Annotated in this window: 20 protein-coding genes; 18 read left to right on the top strand and 2 right to left on the bottom strand. The window is 44.6% G+C overall.

All coding sequences use genetic code 11. The annotated features are described in order from the left end of the window. The first annotated feature begins 109 nt into the window (after positions 1–109). The 9 genes from nrfH (at position 110) to HY035_07415 (ending at position 9227) form a co-directional block, all read left to right on the top strand. Entirely contained in the window at positions 110–568 is a 459-nt protein-coding gene (nrfH, locus tag HY035_07455) for a cytochrome c nitrite reductase small subunit (protein MBI3378217.1), read from the top strand. A 56-nt stretch (positions 569–624) separates the two neighbouring features. Then, entirely contained in the window at positions 625–2052 is a 1428-nt protein-coding gene (locus HY035_07450) for an ammonia-forming cytochrome c nitrite reductase subunit c552 (protein MBI3378216.1), read from the top strand. Between the two features lie 66 nt (positions 2053–2118). Further along, a complete protein-coding gene (locus tag HY035_07445; GenBank protein MBI3378215.1) occupies positions 2119–3453 on the top strand; it encodes an ammonium transporter in 1335 nt (444 codons plus the stop codon). Positions 3454–3591: 138 nt separating this feature from the next. Continuing rightward, entirely contained in the window at positions 3592–3798 is a 207-nt protein-coding gene (locus HY035_07440; GenBank protein ID MBI3378214.1) for a hypothetical protein, read from the top strand. After that, positions 3776–4684 (top strand): hypothetical protein, encoded by a 909-nt coding sequence (locus tag HY035_07435; protein ID MBI3378213.1) that lies wholly within the window; start codon positions 3776–3778, stop codon positions 4682–4684. Before HY035_07440 ends, HY035_07435 begins: the two co-directional genes overlap by 23 nt. Before the next feature lie 24 nt (positions 4685–4708). Then, positions 4709–6376 (top strand): ammonium transporter, encoded by a 1668-nt coding sequence (locus HY035_07430; GenBank protein ID MBI3378212.1) that lies wholly within the window; start codon positions 4709–4711, stop codon positions 6374–6376. 8 nt (positions 6377–6384) lie between these two features. Then, complete coding sequence (locus HY035_07425; protein ID MBI3378211.1) at positions 6385–6723, top strand: P-II family nitrogen regulator; 339 nt, start codon at positions 6385–6387, stop codon at positions 6721–6723. Between the two features lie 196 nt (positions 6724–6919). After that, positions 6920–8296, top strand: a complete 1377-nt coding sequence (locus HY035_07420; GenBank protein ID MBI3378210.1) for an ammonium transporter — start codon at positions 6920–6922, stop codon at positions 8294–8296. Positions 8297–8609: 313 nt separating this feature from the next. Next, a complete protein-coding gene (locus tag HY035_07415) occupies positions 8610–9227 on the top strand; it encodes a phosphoribosylanthranilate isomerase (GenBank protein MBI3378209.1) in 618 nt (205 codons plus the stop codon). A gap of 5 nt (positions 9228–9232) precedes the next feature. On the opposite strand, the gene queF is transcribed toward HY035_07415, so the two are convergent. Further along, positions 9233–9646, bottom strand: coding sequence for an NADPH-dependent 7-cyano-7-deazaguanine reductase QueF (queF, locus tag HY035_07410; protein MBI3378208.1), 414 nt, complete (start codon positions 9644–9646; stop codon positions 9233–9235). A gap of 176 nt (positions 9647–9822) precedes the next feature. Between queF and rho the strand changes: the two genes are divergently transcribed. The 9 genes from rho to HY035_07365 all read left to right on the top strand — a co-directional run bounded on the left by rho (position 9823) and on the right by HY035_07365 (position 19806). Beyond that, entirely contained in the window at positions 9823–11073 is a 1251-nt protein-coding gene (rho, locus tag HY035_07405) for a transcription termination factor Rho (protein ID MBI3378207.1), read from the top strand. A 53-nt stretch (positions 11074–11126) separates the two neighbouring features. Next, positions 11127–13181, top strand: a complete 2055-nt coding sequence (locus tag HY035_07400; protein ID MBI3378206.1) for a phenylalanine--tRNA ligase subunit beta — start codon at positions 11127–11129, stop codon at positions 13179–13181. A 7-nt stretch (positions 13182–13188) separates the two neighbouring features. After that, positions 13189–13848 carry a gamma-glutamyl-gamma-aminobutyrate hydrolase family protein gene (locus HY035_07395; protein ID MBI3378205.1) on the top strand — a complete coding sequence of 220 codons (660 nt, stop codon included), beginning with the start codon at positions 13189–13191 and terminating at the stop codon, positions 13846–13848. Next, positions 13835–14887 carry an AI-2E family transporter gene (locus HY035_07390; protein MBI3378204.1) on the top strand — a complete coding sequence of 351 codons (1053 nt, stop codon included), beginning with the start codon at positions 13835–13837 and terminating at the stop codon, positions 14885–14887. The genes HY035_07395 and HY035_07390 overlap by 14 nt, the downstream gene beginning before the upstream one ends. Beyond that, positions 14880–15995 carry a hypothetical protein gene (locus HY035_07385; protein MBI3378203.1) on the top strand — a complete coding sequence of 372 codons (1116 nt, stop codon included), beginning with the start codon at positions 14880–14882 and terminating at the stop codon, positions 15993–15995. The genes HY035_07390 and HY035_07385 overlap by 8 nt, the downstream gene beginning before the upstream one ends. Before the next feature lie 86 nt (positions 15996–16081). Continuing rightward, positions 16082–18052, top strand: a complete 1971-nt coding sequence (locus tag HY035_07380) for a molybdopterin biosynthesis protein (protein MBI3378202.1) — start codon at positions 16082–16084, stop codon at positions 18050–18052. Between the two features lie 120 nt (positions 18053–18172). Next, positions 18173–18403, top strand: a complete 231-nt coding sequence (locus HY035_07375; protein MBI3378201.1) for a DUF433 domain-containing protein — start codon at positions 18173–18175, stop codon at positions 18401–18403. Then, positions 18400–18762, top strand: a complete 363-nt coding sequence (locus HY035_07370) for a DUF5615 family PIN-like protein (GenBank protein ID MBI3378200.1) — start codon at positions 18400–18402, stop codon at positions 18760–18762. The genes HY035_07375 and HY035_07370 overlap by 4 nt, the downstream gene beginning before the upstream one ends. Before the next feature lie 294 nt (positions 18763–19056). Next, positions 19057–19806 (top strand): autoinducer binding domain-containing protein, encoded by a 750-nt coding sequence (locus tag HY035_07365; GenBank protein ID MBI3378199.1) that lies wholly within the window; start codon positions 19057–19059, stop codon positions 19804–19806. A gap of 49 nt (positions 19807–19855) precedes the next feature. On the opposite strand, the gene HY035_07360 is transcribed toward HY035_07365, so the two are convergent. Beyond that, the gene (locus tag HY035_07360) at positions 19856–20758 is read right to left on the bottom strand and encodes an IS3 family transposase (GenBank protein MBI3378198.1); all 903 of its coding nucleotides are present in this window, start codon (positions 20756–20758) and stop codon (positions 19856–19858) included. Positions 20759–20847: the final 89 nt, after the last annotated feature.

The following is a 20847-nucleotide window of genomic DNA, read 5'->3' as shown; positions in this document are numbered from 1 at the left end:
CTTACAAATCAAGCCGTTATATTCTGGCATGATTCTGGCACAACCTTTTATCAAAAAGCAATAAAAGATAAGGTTCATCCAGTTTCTGGATTTGACAGGAGGTGAGGTTATGAAGGTAATAAGAAAGAAGCCATTAGGAATGCCTTACAGGGTTTTGTTGGCAGTAGTTGTTGCAGGTGTGATACTTATTCCGCTTATTCCGCTCGCTGCTAAGGAGGCGTGGGTATACACAAATAAGCCAGAGTTCTGTGTCTCCTGTCATGCGATGAAAGGTGAGTATCAAAACTGGTCTCACTCGGCCCACAGAAACTGGGCAGGATGCAGTGACTGTCATGTGCCGCAAGAGAGTATTGTTACAAAATTAGCAGGCAAGACAAGGGATGGTATTTATCACGGATATGCACAAATGTTTAACAGTGCCCATGACCCTATCAGGATATCAAGGCATGGTGAGGACACTGTTATGGGTAATTGTTTGAGGTGTCACGAGCAGTTGGTGGCAGGCATTATCCATAAAGATGACAGGAAGTGCTGGGAATGCCATAGAGGGGTTCCACATGGATATTAATATTAAAAAAGCTGACAGCTATCAGCTAAAGGTTCAAGAATAAAAAGGGGGATTCAATGCGGAAGAAAAATTATCTAATGACTGTCTTTTGTTTACTGCTTCTAAGCATACTCGCATTGGGCTGTGAACAAAAGGCAAAGACAGTTGCAACACCAATAACCATACCTGAAGGAGAGAAGGACCCTGCTGTCTGGGGCAGGCTATATCCGCTCCATTATGACAGCTATCTGAAGAACAGCGAGAGAACAAAAGGGTACAGCAAATACAGGAATGATGAGGAGTGCAGACTAAGCCCCTGGCCCTTTCAGCTTGTGCTTCTTGATGGTTGGGGAATGGGTGTGGAGTATAACGAGCCAAATGGCCATACGGACATGCTTAAAGACCAGTTAAGGATTGATGCCTCACGGAAAAAGGCGGGTGGTGTTTGCCTGAGCTGCAAAAGCCCCTATGTTCCTGAACTGAAAGAAAGATTGAAGGTTGATTACTTTAGAAAGCCCTATGATGAGGTCTGGAAAGAAATCCCAGAAAAACACAGGGAAATGGGTGTTGTTTGCGCTGACTGCCATGACCCAAAGACAATGGATTTACGCATAAACCGTTGGACCCTGATAGAGGCATTGAAGTCTATTGGTAAAGACCCGGATAAATTAACGAGGCAGGAGTTGAGAAGCCTTGTTTGTGCCCAATGTCATGTGGATTACAAGATTCCTAAGGACAAGGATAATAAATCCATTGGACTCTTATTCCCGTGGAAGAATGGTAAATGGGGGAATATCACTATCGAGGCTGTAATAAAACAGATCAAGGATGAAAACCTCAGGGAATGGAAGCACAAGGTCACAGACCAGAAGATGGGACATATCAGGCATCCTGAGTTTGAATTGTTTTCATCACCCGGAAGTGTGCACTGGGCAGCAGGCGTTGCATGCGCTGACTGCCACATGCCATATGAAAGGGCTGGTAAGGAAAAGATTTCTTCCCATAGATGGGAAAGCCCTCTTAAAAAGAATATGAAGGCCTGTATGCAGTGCCACAACCAGAGCCCTGAGTGGTTAAAAGAACAGGTATTGAACATTCAAGACAGGGTCAATCATATGTTTACAAAGGCAGGCTATTCAGTGGCCCGTGCAGCATTGATGATTGAGGCAGCAGAGAAAAACCCCCGCTCAGATAAGGCATTAATCAAAAAGGCAAAGGAAATATATGAGGAGGCCTATTATCGGAATACATGGATAGGAGCTGAAAACAGCATGGGTTTCCACAATCCACCTGAGGCTATGCGTGTATTGGGTGATGCCCTTGACCAGGGCAGACAGGCAGAGATGCTGGCAAGGGAAGCCATTCTCAAGGCAGGCGGAACCCCGCCAGAACTGGATATGGCAAGAATTGACCGGATAGTTTTGGAGAGGTATAAGTCTACGGATGGGAAGACTAAATTTAAGCCCAAGGTCCAGAGAAAGGCTGCGCTATTAAATCAAAAATAATAAAAAAAACAGAACAAGCAGCGCTGCTTATTGCTAATTTATAAAAAAGCTGTGGAGGGTATTGGAATGAAAAGACTATTATGTTTGGCGATTCTTTTAGGTCTCATGGTAACGGCAGGCATTGCATTTGCGGAAGAAACTAAGACAGATGTGCATGTGCAGACAGCGCCTGCCCCACAAAAGATCGACTCAGGAGATACCGCATGGATGTTAGTTTCTACAGCCCTTGTTATGCTGATGACACCCGGACTGGCACTCTTTTATGGCGGCATGGTCAGAAGGAAGAATGTCCTCGGAACCATAATGCACAGTTTTGTCATACTCTGTATTGTGAGTGTGATATGGGTTCTCTGGGGATATACACTCGCATTCGGGCCGGATAAATGGGGCCTTATAGGCGGTCTTGACTGGCTCGGTCTTAAGGGTGTTGGGCAGGAGTCAGCGCCTCTTGCGCCCACAATCCCGCACCTTATTTTCATGATGTTTCAGGGTATGTTTGCCGTAATAACACCAGCCCTCATTACAGGGGCATTTGCTGAGAGGATGAAGTTTTCAGCATTGATACTCTTTTCAGCGCTCTGGCTCACATTTGTCTATTCGCCCCTATGCCATTGGGTATGGGGAGGCGGGTGGATAGGAAGCACACTGGGAGCCCTTGACTTTGCGGGTGGGACGGTTGTTCACATCAATTCCGCAATTGCTGCCATTACTGCAGTATTTGTAATAGGAAAGAGACGGGGTTATGGAATGGAGGCAATGCCCCCGCATAACTTACCAATGACCATGCTCGGAGCTGCACTTCTGTGGTTTGGGTGGTTTGGTTTTAATGCAGGCAGCGCCCTGACATCTGGCGGGCTTGCCTCTGTTGCATTTGTTACGACTAACACTGCTACCGCTACTGCGGCAATGACTTGGTTGATTGTTGAATGGATACAGAGGGGGAGACCAACAGCCCTCGGTGTAGTCAGCGGAGCAGTGGCAGGGCTTGTTGCCATCACACCGGCAGCAGGTTTTGTGAGTCCTCTGTCGTCAATAATAATCGGAATAGGCGCCGGGATATTCTGTTACATAGCGGTAAACCTAAAGCAGAGACTCGGCTATGATGACTCCCTTGATGTTCTCGGCATACATGGAGTTGGAGGGACATGGGGCGCTCTTGCCACAGGACTTTTCGCATCTACAGCAATAAACCCTGCAGGCAAGGATGGTTTATTTTATGGCAATCCACCGCTCCTCGGCATTCAGGCCATTGCTGTAGTGGCGACCTTTGTATTTGTCTTTGTGACCACACTGATTATTCTCAAAATCGTTGACAGGATGGTAGGTCTCAGGGTTGATGAGGAGCAGGAGTTTGTCGGTCTTGACCAGTCCCAGCATGGAGAGAGCGGGTATATATTTTAGGATTGGGGCGCATCATTTCCCAACAAAATTGTAGCAGACAACAAAATTGTAGGCATTTAAGGCTTCAAATTTCTTTATAAAACAATTAGTTATGCATTGGCATGATTTTGGCAAATCACATATAAAAGGAGACGGCATATGGAATCCCTCAAAGAGAGAATCAATGAAATTGAGAGAGAGGAGATAATCAATGCCCTCAAGGAATGCGAGTGGGTTATGGCAAGGGCTGCAAGGAAGCTCGGCATAACCGAAAGGATGATTGGATACAAGATAAAAAAATACGGTATTAGAAAGGAGGGGGGACAGAGAGAGGCGATTGGATTTGTCAATAGCAGCAGATGGTGAAGAAAAAGCGCAGGTTTCCTGCAATAAGAAATTAGGAGGTGTTGTGATGAAAGGGTTAAGGATTTTGGTTTTTACAATGGTTTTGGTGTTTGGATTTTCCATCACCAGCCTTTATGCGGAAGAGGAGAAAAAAGCCGAAGAGGCAAAAGTAACCGGCAGTGCATCGGTTGGAGTATTTAACAGATATATCTTCAGAGGCTATGAGATTGGCTCCCACAGCCTTGTAGTTCAGCCTGCTGTTACGCTGACTTATAAGGGGTTTAGCGCAGGTTTCTGGAGCAATATTGACGGCAATGAGCATAGGACACAGTCTTTTGTGCCTGATAAGGCGGGGCATAAAAGCTTTAATGAAACCGATTTGACATTGAGCTATACATATTCAATAGAGAAACTCAGCCTTACAGCAGGGTATATCTATTACGCTATGAAATATAACAGTCCTCCCGGCGACACAGAGGAGGTTTTCTTGAGCGCAAGTTATGATATTATCACAAAGCCTACGCTGGCGGTTTACCGCGACATAACATCATATCCTGGAACCTATGTAAATTTTTCTCTTTCACATTCGGTTCCCGTGTATAAAAAAATAACCCTCGACCTTGGCGCTTCGGCAGGATATTTTGTGGGCAGCGATGATTACTGGAAGACATACGAGTCATCTACCGCGGCATATACTGGGAAGAAATACTCTGCATTCCACGACGGCATGTTAAAGGCGGGCTTTACGATTCCAATCGCAAAGGATTTGACTATTCAGCCTGTTGCGCAGTACTGGTTCCCGCTGTCCAGCAAATCAAAGAAGACAGTGGCAGGAAATTCTTATAACCCAAATGGGAAGCTTGATGACACCCTTGTCACAGGCATTAACCTGACATACAGCTTTTAAGAAAAATTATGATGGAGGTGTAAAATGAAACGTTTAGTAAGTGTTCTGGTTTTGATTTTCTTGTTTGCGGCAATTGGAGGCGCTGTGTTTGCAGAAGAGCTCAAAGTAGAGTCCCCTGCTCCGCAGGTGCCTGCAGCCGGGGTTCAGCCCTCACCTGCACCCGTGCCTGAGGCCGCAGCTGCGCCGGGACCTGCTCCCGCGCCAAAGCCGGATCCATCGGGCGCTAATACCGGCGGCGCAGCGGATGTGGTCGGTGCTTCGGCAGGCGCGCCCACAGCGGATGACTTGAAAAACATGGGGCCGAAAGAACCCCTTGCTGCGAAATTGGCGGATGTCATCGGCCACAATAGGATCTCAATCAATATAGTGTGGACCCTCGTGGCGGGCTTTCTCGTTATGTTCATGCAAGCAGGGTTCGCCATGGTCGAGACAGGTTTTACTCAGGCAAAGAATGCCGGACATACCATGGCCATGAACTTCATGGTCTATCCTCTTGGCATGCTTGGTTACTGGATTTGCGGTTTTGCGCTCCAGATGGGCGGTGTCGGCGCCGGGACCTTAAGCGGCGGGACCGCTCTCCTGACGAACGAATTCACCGTAAACCTTTTCGGAAAGGATTTCGGCCTCTTCGGTACAACGGGATTTTTCCTCTCAGGCGTGAGCTATGATGCTGCGATTTTCACGCTCTTCCTGTTCCAGATGGTATTTATGGACACGACCGCAACGATCCCGACGGGCTCCATGGCTGAACGCTGGAACTTCAAGTCCTTCGTTATCTATGCCTTCTTCGTAGGCGGCGTTCTCTATCCTCTTTACGCGAACTGGGTGTGGGGTGGCGGCTGGCTGTCACAGCTCGGCAAGAATTTCGGTCTGGGGCATGGTCACGTTGACTTCGCAGGCTCATCGGTCGTTCATATGGTAGGCGGTGTTTGCGCACTGGCGGGAGCGATGGTAATCGGGCCGAGACTTGGAAAATATAGGGACGGGAAAGTTCACGCGATTCCCGGACATCACATTCCCATGGCGATTGTGGGTACCTTTGTCCTCGCCTTCGGATGGTTCGGGTTCAATGCCGGTTCTTCCCTTGCCGGCACCGACTTGCGCATCGGAGTTATCGCCACAAATACCATGCTCGCATCGGCGGGCGGGGCCTTTTCTTCGATGCTGTACATGTGGTTCCGTTACGGCAAGCCTGACATCAGCATGATAGCTAATGGCCTGCTCGCGGGGCTGGTTGCCATCACAGCACCATGCGCTTTTGTTACCGCTCCTATAGCGGTGCTTATCGGTGTAATTGCAGGCGTTTTGGTTTGTATTTCCGTATTTTTAGTGGATCAGAAGCTTAGAGTTGACGACCCGGTGGGCGCCATCTCGGTCCACGGCGTAAACGGAGCATGGGGTGTCATCTCTCTGGGACTTTTTGCCGACGGCACTTACGGGGACGGGTTCAACGGTGTTGCCGGCACGGTGAAGGGCCTCTTCTACGGAGATGCCTCCCAGTTTGCCGCACAGTGTATAGGCACGCTGACCAACATTATTTATGTGTTCATCGTGTCCTACGTTTTTTTCAAGATTCTTGATATGATTATTGGTCTCAGGGTTCCGGAAGAGGTCGAAATTGAAGGCCTTGATCAGGCTGAGGTGGCTGTAACTGCTTATCCTGATTTCAATATACGTAAGTCACACAGATAGGAGGCGATATGAAAAAGATAGAAGCGATAATAAAGCCGTTTAAGCTTGACGAGGTAAAAGATGCCCTTAATAAGATAGGGGTGCAGGGAATGACAGTTACGGAAGTGAAAGGATTCGGAAGACAGAAAGGGCACGTAGAGCTTTACAGGGGGGCAGAATATGACATAGCCTTTGTTCCGAAGATAAAAATAGAGGTTGTTGTGCCGGACAGTCTTGCAGAGAAGGCAGTATCAACAATAGAGGCAGAGGCAAAAACCGGCAAGGTCGGAGATGGAAAGATATTCATCTCAAAACTTGATAATGTAATCAGAATAAGGACTGGAGAAAAGGGAGATACGGCTATATAAGAGGTTTCCCGGAAAAGGGGTAGGAGACTACCCCTTTTTTACGCCTAAGACCATACAAAATTGTATCAAGATACAAATTTGTTGTTATTTTATTTTGTAAAAATCTTTTAAATACAACAAGTTAAACACTGGCATGGTTCTGGCTACAAATGTTATCAATAGGTTATACCTGAAAAAGAAAAACAGGAGGATAAAAATGAAAAGGTTACTGAGTATTCTGGTTTTAGTATGTATTATGGCATTAGCAGGTTCTCTATTTGCCGAGGAGGTAAAGACTGACGTCCCCGCTGCAACGACTGCACCGGCTGTTACAGCACAGCCCGTACCGGCAGCGGTTCCAGCGCCGCCAAAGGTGGATAGCGGCGATACTGCATGGGTTCTGATGTCTTCAGCGCTTGTTATGCTCATGACTCCGGGGCTGGCTCTATTTTACGGCGGTATGGTGAGAAGGAAAAATGTTCTCGGAACAATAATGCAGAGTTTTATAACGCTCGGAGTTATAACCATATTATGGGTGCTTTATGGCTACAGCCTTTCATTCGGACCCGATAAATGGCACATAATAGGCGGCCTTGAATGGGTCGGGCTTAGAGGGGTCGGGCTTGAACCAAATCCTGATTATGCGGCAACCATTCCTCATCAGGCATTCATGATATTTCAGATGATGTTTGCCGTGATTACGCCGGCGCTGATAACAGGCGCGTTTGCCGAGAGATTCAAGTTCAAGGCGTATCTTTTGTTTCTTGTACTCTGGGCAACAGTTGTTTACTTCCCGCTGGCTCACTGGGTATGGGGTGTCGGCGGATGGATAAGAGAACTTGGCGCCCTTGATTTTGCAGGAGGCCTTGTTGTCCATATAAGCTCCGGTGTTTCAGCGCTTGCTGCCGCTATTATCGTTGGTAAGAGAAGGAAACATGGTGTTGAGCAGATGGCGCCTCATAATCTCACTATGACGCTTCTCGGAGCTGCTCTGCTCTGGTTTGGATGGTTCGGTTTTAACGGAGGAAGCGCCGTTGCATCCGGTTCTCTGGCAACATCAGCCTTTGTTGTAACTCATATTGCAACAGCAGCCGCAGCGCTTTCATGGATGTTTGCTGAATGGATTCACAGGAATAAACCGACTGTTCTCGGCGCGGCTTCAGGAGCTGTTGCAGGGCTTGTTGCGATAACACCTGCATCAGGTTTTGTCGGCCCTATGCCCGCTCTTGTTATAGGACTTGTGGCTGGAGTTTTGTGCTATATGGCTGTTAATCTCAAGGCCAAGCTTGGTTACGATGACTCTCTCGATGCAGTTGGAGTGCACGGCATAGGCGGCACATGGGGTGCGATAGCAACTGGTTTGTTCGCATCGAAATTAATAAACAGCGCAGGTAACGACGGGCTGTTTTACGGGAATGCATCGCTTTTGCTGAACCAGATAATAAGCATTGGCGCTGCATGGATTTATTCCTTTACGGCGACGCTCGTGATATTAAAGGTTATTGACTGGACTATTGGTTTACGTGTAAGCGAAGAAGATGAGGCCGACGGCCTTGATCTGAGCCAGCATGGCGAGAGCGGATATACATTATAAAAATTAGAAGTTAGAAATTAAAAGTTAAAAGCTTCTTAACTCTTAACTCTGAAACTAAAAGCGGAGGAGGCTGTGGCTGGATTAAGGCAAGATTCACGGGTCTGTCAGAATAGGGGCTGAAGTCTCCACAAGGTGGAGCGGATAGCCCCGCATGAGAACTTGTATGAGACGAATATATTGTACTAACATTTATAGTTTTGCAATGGTAGTTTAATATGGCCGAAAGACAGTCACAGCCTCCTTAATGAAGTAAGAAAAAAATAAATGCCATTCAAATAAAACTCAGCGTAATGTTATGCTATAATCTGCATACATGGTGAAGGTTAAAATATGCGGCATAACAAATCTTGATGATGCAATGGCAGCAGCGGATTTTGGCGCTGATGCTCTGGGTTTTGTATTTTTTAAAAAGAGTCCGCGGTACATTTCACCTGCAAATGCAAAAAAAATAATAAAAAAACTCCCTCCATTCATCTCAACGGTGGGTGTGTTTGTAAATGAGGATAAGAACACCATAGAAAAAGTTGCTTTACAGACGGGGATAAATATAATCCAGCTTCATGGAGATGAACATCCCAAGGCGTGCAATCTCTCAAAACCTGCCATAAAAGCAATACGCGTTAAGTCCATTGATAATCTTGAAATAATCTCTAAATACAGAGATAAAGTTTCAGCCTTTCTGCTTGACACATACACGCCTGAAATATTTGGTGGCACAGGTCAGATATTCAACTGGGACATTGCAGCAGAGGCAAAGAAATTCGGCAGGGTTATCCTTGCAGGAGGGTTAACTCCTGAAAACATAGAAAAGGCGGTACGCTTGGTTCATCCTTATGCTGTTGATGTAAGCAGCGGTGTTGAGGCAGAGAAAGGCAAAAAAGACCACCTTAAAATGAAGCTTTTTATCGAAAGGGCAAAAGGAATTCTTTGAAAAATTTAAAATTTAAAAATTTGGAATTCATTTATTTTTAATTTTAAATTTTGAATTTCCTCGGAGTTTACCCTTATCACTGTCTTTACATTCCCCCTCGGATTAAAATCGCCGGTGACTTCAAGAAATCTTGGTTTCAATTTCTTTTTAAGCTCTGAATAAATCTTGTTCGTTGACTCTTCATGCGAGATACGCATATTGCGGAATGAATTCAAATACAGCTTAAGCGACTTTAATTCCACAATCTTCGTGTCAGGGATATATTTTATGGCTATCGTTGCAAAGTCAGGATAGCCTGAGCGCGGGCAGAGGCATGTGAATTCAGAAAAACTTATATTGATTTCATAGTCTTTTTCAGAGTAGGGATTGTCCCACAACTCTAACCTTGCCGTTTTTATAGCCTTTTCTCCGTAGCGCATAGAAAAATTTAACACGCAAGTATTGACAAAAGCAAATATATTTTAGTAAGCTTTATCCAGTAGCAGTCCTTGTATTGCAAAAAACCCCCTCAGGATAGGCAATGCCTACCGGGTTTAATTATTAAATATAAAAAACCACCAGAGAAAATCCCTAAGAGGAGCTAAATATGGATAACATATCTATTTCAGAGCTAAAAGAAAAGACCATTGACGAACTTACCACCGTTGCAAAGACCCTGAATGTTGACGGCGCATCAGGTATGAGGAAGCAGGATATCATATTTGCAATACTTCAGGCGCAGGCTGAAAAGACAGGAAATGTATTCGGGGAGGGCGTTCTTGAAATACTGCCTGACGGTTTTGGATTCCTCCGCTCGCCTGATTACAGTTATCTTCCCGGCCCTGATGATATTTATGTTTCGCCTTCCCAGATTCGCAGATTTATTTTGAGGACAGGCGACCTCGTTTCAGGCCAGATAAGGCCTCCCAAGGAGAGCGAAAGATATTTTGCGCTCCTCAAGGTAGAAGCAGTAAACCATGAATCTCCTGAAGACAGCATAAACAGAACGCTTTTTGACAACCTTACTCCGTATTATCCCACCGAAAGAATAAAGCTTGAATATGACGCAAGTGATTATTCAACAAGAGTAATGGATCTTGTAGCTCCTGTTGGCAAAGGGCAAAGGGGGATGATAGTTGCCGCGCCGAGAACAGGGAAGACAATGCTGCTTCAGTCAATAGCAAAAGCCACGAAGAAAAACCACAGGGAAATACATCTTATAATCCTCCTGATAGACGAAAGGCCTGAAGAGGTTACTGACTGGAAAAGGCAGGTTCCGTCAGCAGAGATAATAAGTTCAACATTTGATGAGCCGCCTCAGAGGCACTGCCAGGTCGCCGAGATGGTCATAGAAAGGGCAAAAAGGCTTGTGGAGTGCAAGAGAGATGTAGTTATTCTTCTTGACAGTGTAACAAGGCTTGCCAGGGCTTATAATGCAATTATGCCCACAAGCGGGAAGGTTTTGTCAGGAGGGCTTGACTCAAATGCCCTTCAAAGACCTAAGAGATTTTTCGGCGCTGCCCGGAATATTGAAAACGGCGGCAGCCTTACAATCCTTGCCACCGCGCTGGTTGATACAGGAAGCAGAATGGATGATGTTATCTTTGAAGAATTCAAAGGCACAGGCAATATGGAGCTTCACTTAGACAGGAAGCTCGTTGATAAGAGAATATTCCCGACCATAGACATAAACGCATCAGGCACAAGGAAAGAGGAGCTGCTTGTTGATAAAGATGTGTTGAATAAGATGTGGATACTGCGGAAGGTCTTAAACCCTCTGAGCACAGTTGAAAGCATGGAGTTTTTGCTTGGCAAGCTTACAGGCACAAAGGCCAACAAGGACTTTCTTGATATGATGAATAAATAGATCTCCCAACTTTTCCTTGTCAATCTCCGTATTGCATAGATATAATACATACTATGCGTGTTCCTTTTGATTGGTTAAAAGAGTTTGTTGACATCACTAAAAGCCCCGAAGAAGTAGCGGATATGCTTACAATGGCCGGACTTGAGGTGGAGGCCGTAGAAAAGCTGGACGGAGATTTCGTATTTGAGGTTAATGTTACTCCGAACAGGCCTGACTGTCTGAGCATTATCGGCATTGCGCGGGAGCTTGCCACAGCAATAAACCTGCCGCTAAAGCATCCTGAGCATGACATAAAAGAAGAAGCTTCGGATGCTGGTTTTAAGATAGAAATACTTGATGCAGACTTATGCCATAGATATGCCGGAAGGGTTATAAAGGGAGTAAAGATTGCGCCTTCTCCGGACTGGCTTAGAAACAGAATTACCAAATGCGGCATACGAACGATAAATAATATAGTGGATATAACAAACTATGTCCTCATGGAATCAGGCCACCCGTTACATGCGTTTGACCTTAATACGTTGAAGGGGAAATCAATAAAGGTGGCGCTTGCAGAGGAAGACTGCAATATTGTGACTCTTGACGGCATAGAAAGAAAATTGCCGCCGGATGCGCTTCTCATATGGGATGCAAAAAATCCTGTAGCAATTGCGGGTGTCATGGGAGGCGCTGAAACAGAGGTTAGTGATTTTACTCATGATGTGTTTCTTGAGAGCGCATATTTTGAACCAGCATCAGTCAGGAGGACCTCAAGGGCTTTGGGCCTTAAATCCGAATCATCTTACAGGTTTGAAAGAGGCACGGACATTGAGGCTTTGAGTAATGCGCTTGACAGGGCAGCATACTTAATCCGGCAGGTTTCAGGCGGAATGGTCTATAAAAAAGTTGATGTTTATCCAAAAAGGTTTGTCCCTGTAACTGTGGATGTGAGATATGACAGGGTCAATAAGGTTCTGGGAACAGAGATTCCTGACAAAGAAATGGTGGATATAATTAAGAGATTGGGCCTTGCCGTGGATTTACATAAGGACTATTTCACGGTAGAACCTCCGGCATTCAGGACTGACCTTAAGACAGAGGCAGATATTATTGAGGAAATTGCAAGGATTTACGGTTATCAGAATATACGGACCACAATTCCAAAGGCCGCTATTTCGGGAGGGAACCCGGACAGGAAACAAGCTTGCGCTATTAGGATAAAAGATGTCGTGAGAAAAGCAGGGTTCAACGAGGCAATAAATTACAGCTTCATGGCTGAAACAGACCTTGATATTTTTGATATCACAGCGGAAGACAGAAGGCGTAGGGCTGTTTCAATAAAAAACCCGCTAAAAAAGGAAAGTTCATTGCTCCGGACGACGCTAATCCCATCGCTGGTTGAAAATTTTATGCGTAATTTCTCAAGAGGCATAAGAGATATAAGAATTTTTGAGTTATCCAGAGTATTTGAGGACATAGGACGGCCGCTGCCTCTTGAAATCATGTGCCTTGGCGGGGTCTATTACAGAGAAAGAAAACCATCTTTGTGGAAAGAAGAAGCGCAGGGTTTCTATATAGTCAAGGGGATGATTGAAGACTTGTTCGGGGACCTGCATATCAAGGGCTATGCATTTTCTCCTTCAAGCGAGCCTTTCCTTCATCCGGGACAGTCCTGTGAGATTCGCATCTCAGGTTCACGCATTGGCTTTCTCGGAGCTGTTTCGCCTATGGTGGTTGAGAAGCTTGATCTGAAAGTGCCGAAACCCGAGATAGTTGTGTTTGAAATAGACCTTGACAGGTTAGTTTCCCTGATCCCTGCATCTATGGAGTATTCGCCGATACCGAAGTTTCCATGTATTGAACGTGACATAGCAATCATTGTGGATGATACACTCAGAGCGTTCGACATTGAGAATCTCATAAGGGCGTATCCCTCGGAACTAATAGAGGATGTTTCCATCTTTGATTTTTATAAAGGCAGAAATATTCCTGATGAAAAGAAAAGCCTTGCATTTACGGTAAGATACAGGTCGGATAACAGAACACTTACGGAAGCGGAAGTGGAAGAAATGCATCTTAATATTGTTAAGTATATCACAGCAGAGACAGGCGGAAAGTTGAGGGTGTGAGGGCCTGTTGAGACCGGTTATAGGTATAACAGCAGACATCGAGGACAACCGCTTTAAACTCAACAGGGATTATGCAGCGGCTGTTGAGAATGCCGGCGCCTGTCCTGTATTGCTGGCGCCTTCCCGTAATGCCGCGGATATTGCTTTAAGGATTGACGGAATTCTTGTCTCCGGAGGAAGCGACCTCCATCCCTCCTATTACAACGAAGATATAAATTATGAGATAAAAATTGTTGAAAGGGACAGAAGCGGCTTTGAATTTGCAATAATTCATGAGATAATAAAGTTGAAGAAGCCGGCGCTCGGCATATGTTATGGGATGCAGCTTATAAATGTTGCTTTTGGAGGAAGCCTTTATCAGGATATAAGGCAGCAGGTTCCGGCGGCAATAGAGCACAGAGAGGGTTGGCATACAATTAAAATAGACGATAATAAACTTATAGATAGAGGCGAGTTTAAGGTTAACAGTTCTCATCATCAGGCGGTAAAGGCTATTGGGCAGGGATTGAATGCAATTGCCTTTTCTCCTGACGGCATCGCAGAGGCAGTATGCTGCGAGGATTATCCGTTTCTTCTTGGAGTGCAGTGGCATCCTGAGCGGCTGCAGGACAGCCTGTCAGAAAAAATTTTCAGGGCTTTTGCGGAGGCGGCAATTGAGGGTAAATAGATTTTATGTCGTAACCTCTATATTCATACTGCTTGTGCTTGGCTATCTGTCATACCAGATACTTAAGCCGTTTTTTAATGCCATTGCATGGGCAATAGTTTTTACTATAGTCTTCTATCCTGCATATACGTTTATATTGAGGTACGGCAGATCCAGATTTTTTACGTCGTTTATAACAACAGCCTTAATTCTCATTGTGATTGTTGCGCCTTTTATCTATCTCTCCTTTGTTCTTCTGGAGGAGCTAAAGGATATTGCTGAAAAGATTGACAAGGAAACAATTGATTCTATCAAGAATATTTTCACTTCTCCTCATGTTGTGCGTTTTACTGAGAAGATTCAATCCTATTTCGGCATTGAAGGCGTTGAGATAAGCGATGTTATCCTTGGGGGGATTAAGAAGTTTGGCAAGGGGCTGGTGGATAATCTTTCCATCTGGGCGGCGAATATCAGCAGTGCAATAATAGATTTCATATTTATGGGATTTGCGGTATTTTTTCTCCTGAGGGATGGGCCTGACATTTTGCAGAAAATAGGGAATTATATTCCTTTTTCTGAAAATCAGAAAGACAGGCTCAGATTTCAGGTGAAGGATATGGTAGTGTCAACAGTTTACGGCGGAGTTGTGGTTGCGATTGTTCAGGGAGCGCTCGGCGGCATTGCCTTTTTTGCGTTAGGCATTAATGCGCCTGTTTTATGGGGGTCTGCAATGGCAGTGATGTCGTTTCTTCCCATGCTTGGCACTTTTATAATTTGGGGCCCGGCAGTGATATATCTGCTTATCAAAGGCAGTTATATGAAGGGCATAGCGCTCTTGCTTTTTGGGTCGCTGGTAATAAGCATAGTGGATAATATTCTGAGGCCTGTCATAATAAGCGGAAGGACAAAGATGCCGACTCTTTTGATATTTTTCAGTGTTATCGGCGGGATAAACTTTTTCGGTTTTATCGGGTTTGTAATCGGGCCGCTAGTTCTGGCGCTGTTCGTATCAGTATTTGAGATATTCAGAGGTACAGAAGAAGGAGGGACAAATGCTTAACCATGAAGAACTAAAAGAGATTGCAACACTTCAGGCTGATGGCAGTTATTTTGTGAGTCTTTATCTGAATGTAAGTCCTAACACAAAAGGGAATTATGTAATACATCTTAAGAATATGCTCAAAAATATTTCAGAAGAAACGGATAAGACGATACTTAAAAAGATTAAAGGCGATATTGAAAAGCTTGAGGCGTTTGTCACCGGCAATAAGAGGGAATTCAAAAAAGGGCTGGCAATTATCACTTCTTCTGAAAAATCATTCTGGAAGGAATATCATCTTGCGGTCCCTGTAAAAAACACAATAATAGTGGATAAGACTCCGTATATACAGCCGCTGCTTGATATACTGGATAATTATAAACAGTATGCTGTGCTTCTTGTTGACAAGGAATCTGCGCGTTTGTTCCTTGTGCATCTTGGCGAGATAGAGGAATACGGTGAGGTGCATACGCCGGATGTGCCGGGGAAGCATAAAAGAGGAGGATGGTTTTCTCTGTCAGGACACAGATTTGAACGGCATATAGATTATCATGTAAGCCTGCATATAAAGGACGTTATAAAAAAACTGGAGTCATTTCTGGCAGCTGAGCGGATAGAAAGGATAATAACAGGAGGTTCCGACGACGCCGTTGCAAAGGTAAGGGAGATGCTTCCAAGGGCAGTCAGTGAAAAAATTGTGGGCATTTTTCATGCCGAGATGTTTGCGAATGTCAATGATGTATTTGAAAAAGTCAAACCTGTGATAAGCGAGTCTGAGAGCATGGCGGAGAAAGCGATTGTTTCTGATTTGCTTACAGCAGCCGGTAAAGGGCAGAATGCAGTAATAGGCATAGAGGATGTTCTGAATGCGCTTCAGGAAGGAAGAATAATGAAGCTCGTATTACTGAAGAATCTTAAAGATGAAGGCTACGAATGCCGGAACTGCAGGAATCTTTCAAAGCAGAAAGTATCTGTCTGCCCTTATTGCAAGGGAGGGATGGAGGAAGTCAATTATCTTATTGACCTCGCAGCGCAGAGAGCAGTGGAACAAGGTTCGCTGATAGAAGTGATAGCAGATAATAAAGAGCTGTTGGATGCAGGCGGTATAGGAGCATTTCTGAGATTTTAAGGCATGTTAACCCTGTTAGAAAAGCTTCCCTTTTCTAACAGGGTTGGAACCTATACAATCAATAAAAACCCGGAGACATTCAAGAGGTGCAATTGAAGCGTAAGCTTTATCTTGAGACAACCCCGCTGAATGAGGCTATAGAAAAATGGCTCAGGAGGCTTGAATCACAGGGTTTTCTTAAAGCTTTTCCCGGAGAAAAAGTAATGGTCTCGGAATCCCTCGGAAGAATAACAGCAGAACCTGTTACGGCAAGGCTCTCATCTCCTTTTTATCATTCATCTGCAATGGACGGATATGCCGTTAAATATCAGGAAACCTTTGGCGCGTCCGAAACATCCCCCAAAAAACTTAAGTTAATTGAACAGACAGTTTATGTTGACACAGGAGATCCGATGCCTGATGGTTTTAATGCAGTGATAATGATAGAAGATGTAAATGTAATTAGTTCACGGTTCACGGTTCACGGTTCACAGGATACTGATGAATACATAGAAATCACCGAGCCTGCAACTCCATGGCAGAATGTAAGGGTGATTGGCGAGGATATTGTTGCCACAGAGCTTATACTTTCTGAAAATCACAGAATAAGGCCTGTTGATACAGGCGCAATGCTTGCGGGGGGATATGTAGATATTAACGTCAGGAGAAAACCGAAGGTGGTAATTATCCCGACAGGCACCGAAATCGTAGAGCCCGGAACCAATTTTAAAAAGGGAGATATTATTGAATACAATTCAAGGGTGCTCGGCGGCCTTGTTTCTGAATGGGGAGGAGAGCCTGTTAGATTCAGAATCGTCCCTGATAATATTGACGCGTTAAAAGATGCAATTTTAGAGGCTCATAAAGTTGGAGACATGGTTGTTATCAATGCAGGCGCATCTTCAGGCTCTAAGGATTTTACATCAAGAGCGATAAGCGAAACAGGTGAAGTGATACTTCACGGGGTAAGCATAAAGCCGGGCAAGCCTGTAATATTAGGCCTGGTTGAAAACAAGCCTGTGCTTGGCATTCCGGGATATCCAGTGTCAGCATTCATAACGTTTAATCTTTTCGCAAAGCCTGTGATTTACAAATGGCAGGGTATAGAAATGGAACCCCCTGAGGTTTTGAGGGTCGTCCTTTCAAGGCAGGCTGCTTCAACTCTCGGACAGGAAGAATTTTTAAGGGTCAAGATAGGGAAGGTCGGAGATAAATTCATTGCCACTCCTGTTTCGCGCGGGGCAGGAGTTTTGATGTCGCTTGTGCGTGCAGATGGTTTTGTGAGAATACCTGCCATGTCTGAGGGAATAGGCTCAGGTTCAGCGGTGAATGTAGAACTGCTCAGAACAAAAAACGAAATAGAAAATACAATAGTATGTATTGGAAGCCATGATAATGCGCTGGACCTTCTATCAAATGCACTGAAAAAGAAATATCCCGGACTCTCGCTTTCGTCAGCCCATGCCGGTTCAATGGGCGGGTTGATGGCTTTAAAAAAAGGAGAGGCGCATATTGCAGGAACACATCTGCTTGACGAGGAGACAGGAGAGTATAATGTCTCTTCCGTAAAACGGCTCCTTTCTGACAGGAGGATCGTTCTCGTAAATTTAGTTTACAGGGAGCAGGGGCTTCTTGTGCTGAAAGGAAACCCGAAAAATATAAAAGGATTTGAAGACCTGACAAGGGAAGATGTTGTTTTTATAAACCGGCAGGCAGGCGCCGGGACCAGGTTATTGACAGATAAACACCTGCGGGAATTCAGAATAAAACCTGAAGATGTGAAAGGATATGAAAGAGAGGAATACACTCACATGGGTGTTGCATCAGCGGTGCTTACAGGCATTGCAGACACTGGACTTGCGATACTTGCATCAGCGAAAGCGCTCGGTCTTGATTTTATCCCTGTTGCAAAGGAGCGCTATGACCTTGCAATCCCGTTTGAATTCTACGATACAGAAATGATAAGGGCTTTGTTAAGCATTATCAGGGAAGATAATGAATTCAGGGAAATGGTTGCAAAGCTCGGAGGTTATGACGTAAGCGATATGGGCAAGGTTATGTATGCCGATGGCGCGTAGAACCAGATACCAGAACTTCTGCCTGACGCTTCCTCAGAAGCAGGGCTCTTGTTTTATAGAAGAACACAGGTCTAAGACGGACCTGTGCTATAATTGAATAAACGAATAGGAGAGTTGAAAATGAAGGAACTGAAACGCATAACATTTGATCCGAATGTAATGGGCGGTAAGCCGTGCATCAGAGGTATGCGTGTAACCGTGGGAACCATTGTAGGACTTATCGCATCCGGATACACTCACGCCCAAATACTGAAAGCATATCCATACCTTGAAGAAGAAGATATTCAGGCAGCGCTTACCTATGCCGCATGGAGGTCTGAAGAGATCGACGTTCCTCTTGTTTCTGCATGAAAATCCTTATAGACATGGATCTTTCTCCTGAGTGGGTTGAGATATTCAAGCAACAAGATTGGGAAGCTATTCACTGGTCGGAAGCTGGAAATATAAAGGCAACCGACAAAGTTGTTATGGAATGGGCGAAGGAGAGAGGTTATATTGTATTTACACACGATTTGGATTTTGGAGCGCTTTTAGCAGCTACCCATTCTAATGGTCCGAGCGTTATTCAGGTTCGTACGCAGGATGTCATGCCGCAAACCCTCGGCAGCAGGCTGGTGCAGATACTTCAAAAATACAAGATAACTCTTGAAAGTGGAGCATTTATTACGGTTGACGAAGTAAGGGCGCGAGTAAAGATTCTGCCTTTTTAATCCCATATATTCACCCTCCAGCCAGTATCACCGCACCCGATGAAATGACGATGTGAAAATTACCTTGACAGGAATATCCCCCTTTTGTATCTTAAGTTGCAAATGCTCTTTTTATGGAGGACAAATGGGATAACTAAGCCTCTGGCATTAATCATGCACAGACAGACAGACAGACAGACAGACAGACAGACTTTCTAACTTATAAGTTTAAAGTTGAATTCAAGGCGTGATATAACACGCCTTTTTTATTTTTCTTCAAACTTGCCTGTAAATGGGTGTGTAGGGAGAGGACTTGTGAGGAATTTAAGAAATTCATTATCCAAACACGATGCCATCTACCTGCTTGACTTAATACTTGCAAATCTCTCATGTACCAAGGAAGAGGAATTAAGAGAACTTATAAATAAACTGAAATCTTTAATCCCATTTGAATTTGCTCTCTGTGGATTGGGAGAGATAACCACTAATTGTACGGTAAATTCTTACAATATCATAAATATAAGCTATCCTTCAGATTGGCTTGAGTTTTATGTTTTGCAGAGATTTGATAAGGTTGATCCAATTGTAAAAGAGAATTTTTTAAATTTTAGATTGCAATACTGGGCTGATACATATAAAAAAAGCATGACTTCAAAAGTGTTTATTTCACATGCAGAGGACTTTGGATTGAGAGGAGGCTATACTGACGGATTAAGAAATTTTAAAGGTAACACAGGGAGCCTATTCTCTTTTGCAGGGACTTCAATAAAACGCTGTCCAAGGACGGAGATTATACTGAAGTATCTTGTTCCTCACCTTCATCAGGCATTAACTCGTATTTTGCGTCAGAACAAAACATGCAATACCCCACTTTCACCAAAGGAAAAAGAAGTGTTGAAATGGTTGAAAGAAGGTAAAAGCACATGGGAAATATCCGTAATTCTTTCTATAAGTCAAGATACTGCAAAGTTCCATATCAAAAACATTATGCAAAAGTTTGGCGCTGTAAAGAGAAGTCAGGCTGTTGCAATAGCCCTTGAACAAGGAGTGTTTGATATTGAGTGAACCATCTAAGCATTGATCTTCCCCCGTTTTCACGGACACTCTTTTTAAGTTAGGCTGCCATAGCCTCCAGCTCAAAAGATACCGGTGAACGGTATCCCAGAGCTGAATGCCTCCTCTGACGATTATAGAACATCTCAACATATTCGAAAATACTTTGCATAGCCTCTGCCCGTGTTTCATACCGGTAATCATAGACATGCTCTGTCTTTAAGGTATGAAAGAAACTCTCAGCAACCGCATTGTCGTAACAATTACCCTTTCTGCTCATACTCTGGATAAAGCCATAAGCCTTCAGTACATCCCTGAAATCAGAGTTTGCGTATTGAACGCCTCTGTCAGAATGAAATACACAACCTGTACCGGGCTTCCTTCGCCCTATGGCCTGATACAAGGCTTTGACAACAAACTCGGCTGTCAGTCGGTCACTCATAGCCCATCCGACTACCTGTCGGGAATACAGATCCAATATTACAGCCAGGTACAGCCAGCCTTCCATGGTTGCAATATATGTAATATCAGATACCCATACGGTGTTTGGCTTGTCTGCCGCAAAGTGCTGACTCAGGAGATTGGGAGCAACAGGCAAATTGTGCTTTGAGTTCGTTGTAGCCTTGAATTTCTTTTTTGCCTTGCCGGTAATGCCATGCATCTTCATTAACCTGGCTACACGGTTTTCGCTGCACTTTGCTCCTCTGGCCTGTATGTCCTTGGTTATCCTGGGACTTCCATAGGCCATACGGCTGTTTTTATGTGATTCTTTTATCTCCATGAGTACTTTCTCATTTTCCTTCTGCCTCTTGCTCTTAGGCTGTCTCTTCCATGCGTAATATCCGCTCCTTGATGCTCTCAAGACCCGGCACATCCTCTGCACCCCATGCCAGGAGCGATACTGGTCCATGAACCAGTATTTCATTTGGGGTGTTTTTGTAGGGTTTGACGAAATTAGGAACAACTGGTAAGTTAGTCCTCCGGAAGGAGGAAGCAGATGGCAAGAAAGAAATGGAGCGCAGAAGAGAAGCAGAAAATGGTATTGGCAGGCTT

Source organism: Nitrospirota bacterium, assembly GCA_016195565.1.
Classification (GTDB): Bacteria; Nitrospirota; Thermodesulfovibrionia; order Thermodesulfovibrionales; family UBA1546; genus UBA1546.
The sequence above is the reverse complement of the archived record's forward strand: the minus strand, read 5'-3'. Positions and strand labels throughout refer to the sequence as shown.

Coding starts and splice junctions, on each gene's coding strand:
- HY035_07375 (MBI3378201.1), top strand. CDS start 18,173: ATGAAGGAACTGAAACGCATAACATTTGATCCGAATGTAATGGGCGGT.
- HY035_07445 (MBI3378215.1), top strand. CDS start 2,119: ATGAAAAGACTATTATGTTTGGCGATTCTTTTAGGTCTCATGGTAACG.
- HY035_07370 (MBI3378200.1), top strand. CDS start 18,400: ATGAAAATCCTTATAGACATGGATCTTTCTCCTGAGTGGGTTGAGATA.
- HY035_07385 (MBI3378203.1), top strand. CDS start 14,880: ATGCTTAACCATGAAGAACTAAAAGAGATTGCAACACTTCAGGCTGAT.
- HY035_07415 (MBI3378209.1), top strand. CDS start 8,610: ATGGTGAAGGTTAAAATATGCGGCATAACAAATCTTGATGATGCAATG.
- queF (MBI3378208.1), bottom strand. CDS start 9,646: ATGCGCTACGGAGAAAAGGCTATAAAAACGGCAAGGTTAGAGTTGTGG.
- HY035_07400 (MBI3378206.1), top strand. CDS start 11,127: ATGCGTGTTCCTTTTGATTGGTTAAAAGAGTTTGTTGACATCACTAAA.
- nrfH (MBI3378217.1), top strand. CDS start 110: ATGAAGGTAATAAGAAAGAAGCCATTAGGAATGCCTTACAGGGTTTTG.
- HY035_07440 (MBI3378214.1), top strand. CDS start 3,592: ATGGAATCCCTCAAAGAGAGAATCAATGAAATTGAGAGAGAGGAGATA.
- HY035_07450 (MBI3378216.1), top strand. CDS start 625: ATGCGGAAGAAAAATTATCTAATGACTGTCTTTTGTTTACTGCTTCTA.
- HY035_07425 (MBI3378211.1), top strand. CDS start 6,385: ATGAAAAAGATAGAAGCGATAATAAAGCCGTTTAAGCTTGACGAGGTA.
- HY035_07420 (MBI3378210.1), top strand. CDS start 6,920: ATGAAAAGGTTACTGAGTATTCTGGTTTTAGTATGTATTATGGCATTA.
- HY035_07430 (MBI3378212.1), top strand. CDS start 4,709: ATGAAACGTTTAGTAAGTGTTCTGGTTTTGATTTTCTTGTTTGCGGCA.